At 40.4% G+C, this 5,550-nt stretch carries 3 protein-coding genes and 2 pseudogenes; 3 read left to right on the top strand and 2 right to left on the bottom strand.

Translation table 11 applies throughout. The features are described 5' to 3' along the window. Positions 1 to 242, bottom strand: a pseudogene (locus AB4138_RS23325) (transposase); the annotation flags it as partial. A 5-nt stretch (positions 243 to 247) separates the two neighbouring features. Beyond that, positions 248 to 860: pseudogene (locus AB4138_RS23330) on the bottom strand (IS6 family transposase); the annotation flags it as partial. Between the two features lie 190 nt (positions 861 to 1,050). Between AB4138_RS23330 and AB4138_RS23335 the strand changes: the two are divergent. From AB4138_RS23335 to tnpA, 3 genes are all read left to right on the top strand, one after another. Next, positions 1,051 to 3,141 (top strand): carboxylesterase family protein, encoded by a 2,091-nt coding sequence (locus AB4138_RS23335; protein WP_104216073.1) that lies wholly within the window; start codon positions 1,051 to 1,053, stop codon positions 3,139 to 3,141. A 56-nt stretch (positions 3,142 to 3,197) separates the two neighbouring features. After that, positions 3,198 to 4,901, top strand: coding sequence for a hypothetical protein (locus AB4138_RS23340; RefSeq protein WP_241910562.1), 1,704 nt, complete (start codon positions 3,198 to 3,200; stop codon positions 4,899 to 4,901). A 473-nt stretch (positions 4,902 to 5,374) separates the two neighbouring features. Beyond that, a partial coding sequence (gene tnpA, locus AB4138_RS23345; RefSeq protein WP_408068884.1) for an IS66 family insertion sequence element accessory protein TnpA occupies positions 5,375 to 5,550 on the top strand: 176 nt, incomplete at its 3' end.

Here is a 5,550-nt window from a genome sequence, read left to right on the forward strand (position 1 = left end):
AACTTCTCACTGACTTGGATGACCCACCTAGCCATGGTGGTACGTGATAGCTCGATACCCGACTGGGTAAACAGCGATTCTTGACGATAAAGTGGCATCGCGTATTGGTATTTGCCAAGAATGATGTTGGTCAGCAAACTTTCTGTGGCGAAGCTTTTAGGGATGAGGCTCTGAGGGGATGGCTTCTGAACGATTCGGCTGCTGTCGCCTGTTTTCTCGCACTGACGACAAGCATATTTAGGTTATCAAGCTGTCCGTTCTTAATCATAGTCCAAAGATCTACCCCTGCAAGAGTAGCTTTTGCTCCTTCATCAGATTTCCACCCTAGGCACTGGTGCATTTTACCTTTCACTCTACGGTGACTTTGTTCAGATACATTACCTGAAGCACTTCAATTAGATTGAGCATCTTCCCCGTTAACCAAAGGCTGACGTTGATATTATGTAACGCTAATGCGTTAGCACCACTCTTATCTATCACGACCTTTTCGGGCAAGCCATTATGGCTAATTGCCTGGTGAAGAAGGCGCGAGCTGCCTTCTCGTCACGGTATTCGCACAGTAAAAAATCAATCACATTACCGCATTTATTAACGGCTCGGTAATAATACTTCCACTGGCCTTTGACGTTAATGTAAGTCTCATCCATCCGCTACGAAGTAGCGACAGGCTTCTTTCTTCGGTGTGCTCTGTGCTCCAATAGTGGGGCGTATTTGATAACCCACCGATTGATGGTTGAGTGATCAACATCGATACCTCGCTCATTGAGTATCTCTTCGGTTTCACGGTAGATCAGCTTATAAGAAACGTAATAACGAACAGCCGGAAGAATGATGTCGGAAGGAAAGTGGCGCCTGTAAATTTGATAGCCATAGCGTCGGCAGTGGTGAATTTTGATGAAGAGTTTAACCTATCACCACTGTTTACGACAGAACCTGTAATTGTAATATTGTCCACTTTTTCTGATTTTTAAGTCTAATATTAGAAGATTGATTTTGGTATTCAAAGCGTGATAGCAATGTTCTTTACTTTCGATATTGAAGAGGTAAGTGATGACAAAAGCATTTTTGGTTTTGATCGGAGTTGTACTTTTCGGTTGTCGTGATGATTCTACTGAGTTCAGCTTTACCCCTGCTCCTGAAGAGGAATCACCTCAACCCATTACTTTTGAGGCTCAAATAGGTGAAGTGACTATACAAGGCCTCAAAGAACCAATAATCACAGTCGCCCCTTCACTTTCTGCGACTGAAGACGGTACCTCACTGGTTACAATAGAAACGTTCAAAGGGATACCTTATGCTTACTCGGGCGATAGTAGCGAAGGTGATTTTTTCTTCGGTGCGCCTGACCGTTTTGAACACAGTGTGATGCTGCCTCTAGCACAAGCGGTGACCGAAAATAATTCGTATACAGACTTTGGGAATATATGCCCTCAGTTTGGCTCAACAGAATTGTACTCAGAGACCTGCCTTTACTTGAACGTATGGAGACCTAATAATGCGACTTCAGGTGATTTATTACCTGTGTATGTTTATATCCATAGTGGTTCGTTTGAAACGGGATCTGGACACCTGCCCAATATAATTCCAGATGTCGCCGTTGCACAAAGTACAATGAGTGATAACCCCTTTATCGCTGTTACTTTTAACTACCGTCTTGGTTTATTGGGAAAACGGTGGGTTGAAGATGCAGGTCAAACGAAAGGGGGCAACTTTGCGGTTGGTGATCAAAAGCGAGCTCTAGAGTGGGTTAGCCAACATATCGAAGACTTTGGCGGAGATAGTACAAACGTCACTGTATTTGGGCAAGGTGCTGGTGCGACATCAATTAATGCGCTTCAGCAAACAACCAGTGGAGAGCGCGATCCTGAAGATGATATTGCCGGTAATTTCTTTAGCAGAGCGATTATGCAAAGTTTACCGCTCGGACTTTCATTTGAATCATACGCTGCAGCGAAAGACCAATACGACACTTTAGAAACTGCAATGGCAACGCTGTATCCTGATTTAAGTATTAACCAATTGACGGTTGATCAGATTTTAGAACTACAAAAACAAGTAAAAGCAGAAATAACGGGACGCTTGTTTGGTTTACCTGACCAAACCATCGAAAGTATGGTCAGTGACATCTTGGGCTGGATTGAAGATGGCGATAGCACGGAATCGATTGTGGCGAAGCTTACTTTGAAATACGCATCGGATATTGCAGCAATCGAACCGCGAGCGAAATTACTTCCCTTTTCACCCTACATTGAGTCCCATCGTGAGTGCATAAAGACATTCCTTGGGGTTTGCACAGAATATGAGGAATACCCAGGCTATCACGTAACAAGCCTCGCTCATGAAGCTCCTTTAACCGTCCCTTCTATTATAGGATTTAATAACAATGAAACGGATAGTTATATAGCGGAGTTAAAGTTACTATTCTTGATTAATATAGAATTATTACCGGGTATTAAATTACTTGATGTTGTCCTATTTTTAATAGGAGATAGTGATGATATTCGTGATTTGCCACAAATAGCAGATATACCTGCGTACACGTTAATATCATCAATCCTATATGTAGATCGGTTGACCGACACGCCTTTACGCTTTGATGATTTCTCACCATCGGAAAATCCTACCACTTTAGATGGGGTATCAGAAGAGATAAGAAAGTTTAATCAATTAAATAATCAATTGATATATAAATGTGCTATTCGTGATTACGCAAAAGAAGTCGATCATGACATCACTCCTATCATTTATCATTTTGACTATGTCGCAAGTTTTAATAACCAGCTGATTGAAGACTCTATTTTTGACACAATAGGTAATTTGGCTTGTTTCGGTGGAAAAGCCTGTAACCAAGCTGAAATTCCTTTTGTATTTAATCGATTATATAACCAAAGCGGATCGAAGATAGCGCCTGATGAAGGTGACCTTCTTCTTATGGGAGAAGTATCGAGTTTGTGGTTTAGCGATGAATTATTCAACCCTGAATATCGATACCAAGAAGATACAGATAACATATTGGTGATAGTTAATAATGCCACGGATGATGGTGGCGAAATAAACAAGAATATTACAGCGTGGGATGCTACGATAAATATGGGTATTGATGCTAGCACATCACAAGGTATTTGTGATGCTATTTACTAAGTCGTCTTTTATTACAGTGAGGTAGGAATGATGCTACATATGCTAAATAGAGTTTGTTGGATAGAGATGAAAGTAAATCATCGAAATTTTTTTTTATTTTATTTCGTAGATCTTGGTGCGTAAGTTTCTTTTCTTTTATTTTGATACTCTCTAATATTGCTAATGCAAAAGAAGCTTCTATTTTTGAACAGTATGGCATACCGGAACACCTACCTAAGTATGGTATTAGTACTTTATCTCAAGGTGATCATATTGTTGAGCACGTTCGTAAAGTCACTTCAATTAATGAGGAGGCTTCATCTTCATCTTTTTATTTAGTGCAAACAACAGATTTAAAGGGAAATATTGATTTGAGGATTAAATATTTTCAGGATCAAATTTCTCAAATCGATGGTGAACCTTCACTCTCAGAAGATGGTGGAGCGATAGACTCCATTGAATATTTGACTAAAACAGAATATCGACTTCGCGCCTACTCAGATAGTTACGATCGGTCTTCGGTTACCGTTGAAGAATTAGATGAACGTCGTGCAATTGTACGTTTTAACTATTCTAAGTATCAACTACCTCAAGATGTCGCCTATTTTCGTTTCATGCGAGTTGAGATAAGTGTTGAAGATCGCAAGCCTGTTAAAATGGTGATCACTAATTCGCAACCATTTACCTATGGTACTTATAGAATTGAGGATTATAGACAAGAAATCTTAATCAGTGAGCGTTACAATGGTCAATTTTACGTTAAAAGCAAAACCATTGTGGCAAACGGAGTAACTAGAAAAAAAGAAAAGCTTACTCTGTCATTGCTCATGACTCCCGTCGCTTTTTATGACGATGTAGATGGTGTCGAAGTTCTAGATAGTGAAAAGCTTGAAGAAGCATCAGATCCTCGTATTCGAGAAGAAAAGGTCGAGGTCAGTAGTTTTTTTCCACTGATGGGAGACTTAGTCCGTAGACAAGGTATTGATATTCCTCTTCCATACGGTTTTTCTGTCGCTTATCGCAATCAAGATATGGATCTTGGCTTTCAATCTTTTAATTTAGGTCTCGGAGCATTAGGCCTTCAGAATTTAGATAAGGACTTTGAACCGACAGAGACCTTCGCCAAAGTTAATGCTGAGAGTTTTAGTATAAGGGGAGATGTCTATATTTTGCCTTTCTGGAATGTTTACGCTTTAGCTGGAAAGATTAAAGTTAAGGCAACCATTGATGCGCAATATACATCGGAGAGTTTAAACGAAGTTAAAGATAGTTTAAACGGCATCGATCCTGGATTAGGTGATGCCTTATGTAGTGCGCTAAGCAATGAAGGACTCCCTCTGTGTAGCCCTGGTCGATTGAAGCTTCCTTTAAGTCTTGACTATGATCTGTTAGGTGTGGGTACTACACTAGCCGTCGGGTATAAAGAATTTTTCGCCACGCTTAATATGACCGCATCTCAAACACGATTAGAGGGCTCTTCGAGCTGGGGTGATACTCTGTTTGTTGCTCAACCAATGGTTGGTTATCAGCTTGTTGATTATAGAGCTCAGTTATTAATTGGTGCTGAATATCAAGGCTTAGATTCTACGTTAGCCGGTAATCTAGGTTATGTAGATGCGTTACAAGGTGAGTTCACTTATGACGTTGATGTTTCTCTAAATCAATGGGCTTATTTGATTGGTTTTAATAAGCAAATAGGTAAACACTATAATATCACAGCCCTTTATAATAAAGGTGAAACAAGAGAAGCATATACAGTTAGTTTGGGCTATCGATGGTAAATGATTGTGTTAATACTAAGCTGAAATATGGGGAGTATCCGTAGCTCAATTTATTTAACATTAATCTAACAATGTGGCCATGAAACATCTTAGTTTCTTATGGCCATTTTTTTGTTCGGGTAGCATTCTGATTTAAAGGCTCTCCGCCACTTGAAACGCAACACCTCACCCGCGAGAAGAGATGCATCAAGCACTTGCGTATTTTCATCCAAGCACATCGAAGTTGATTATAATCGAACAAGAAGGACAGTGCTCTTGGATATCTAAGCCCAGTTAACTTTAAAAAACAATATGTCGCTTATGCGTATTTCGGTGATTGCGATCGGCTGTTTCCCCCCGTGTCAGCATAGTTGTCGTCTAGATTTTTAAGGGGATAACAATGCCAGCTAATCCGTAAGCGTGCCATGAACACCGCATTCTAATCCTTCAGCACGAAGAATAAGATCAACTCTCCAACCCAAAGGAGAGTTGAAATGGCAAAACAACGTACCAACCTAGAATGGCAATCACTGTTTGAGCAATATGAAAGCAGCAGTGTTACCCAACGCGCTTTTTGTGAAGAGCATGGACTGAGTTTATCCACGTTCTTTGCCAAACGGCGTCAACTCCAAACAGCAAGCCAATCGGAATCTGTCGGATTTGTTAAAGC

The sequence above is a fragment of the Vibrio sp. 10N.286.52.C3 genome (assembly GCF_041468865.1).
Taxonomy (GTDB): Bacteria; Pseudomonadota; Gammaproteobacteria; order Enterobacterales; family Vibrionaceae; genus Vibrio; species Vibrio crassostreae_C.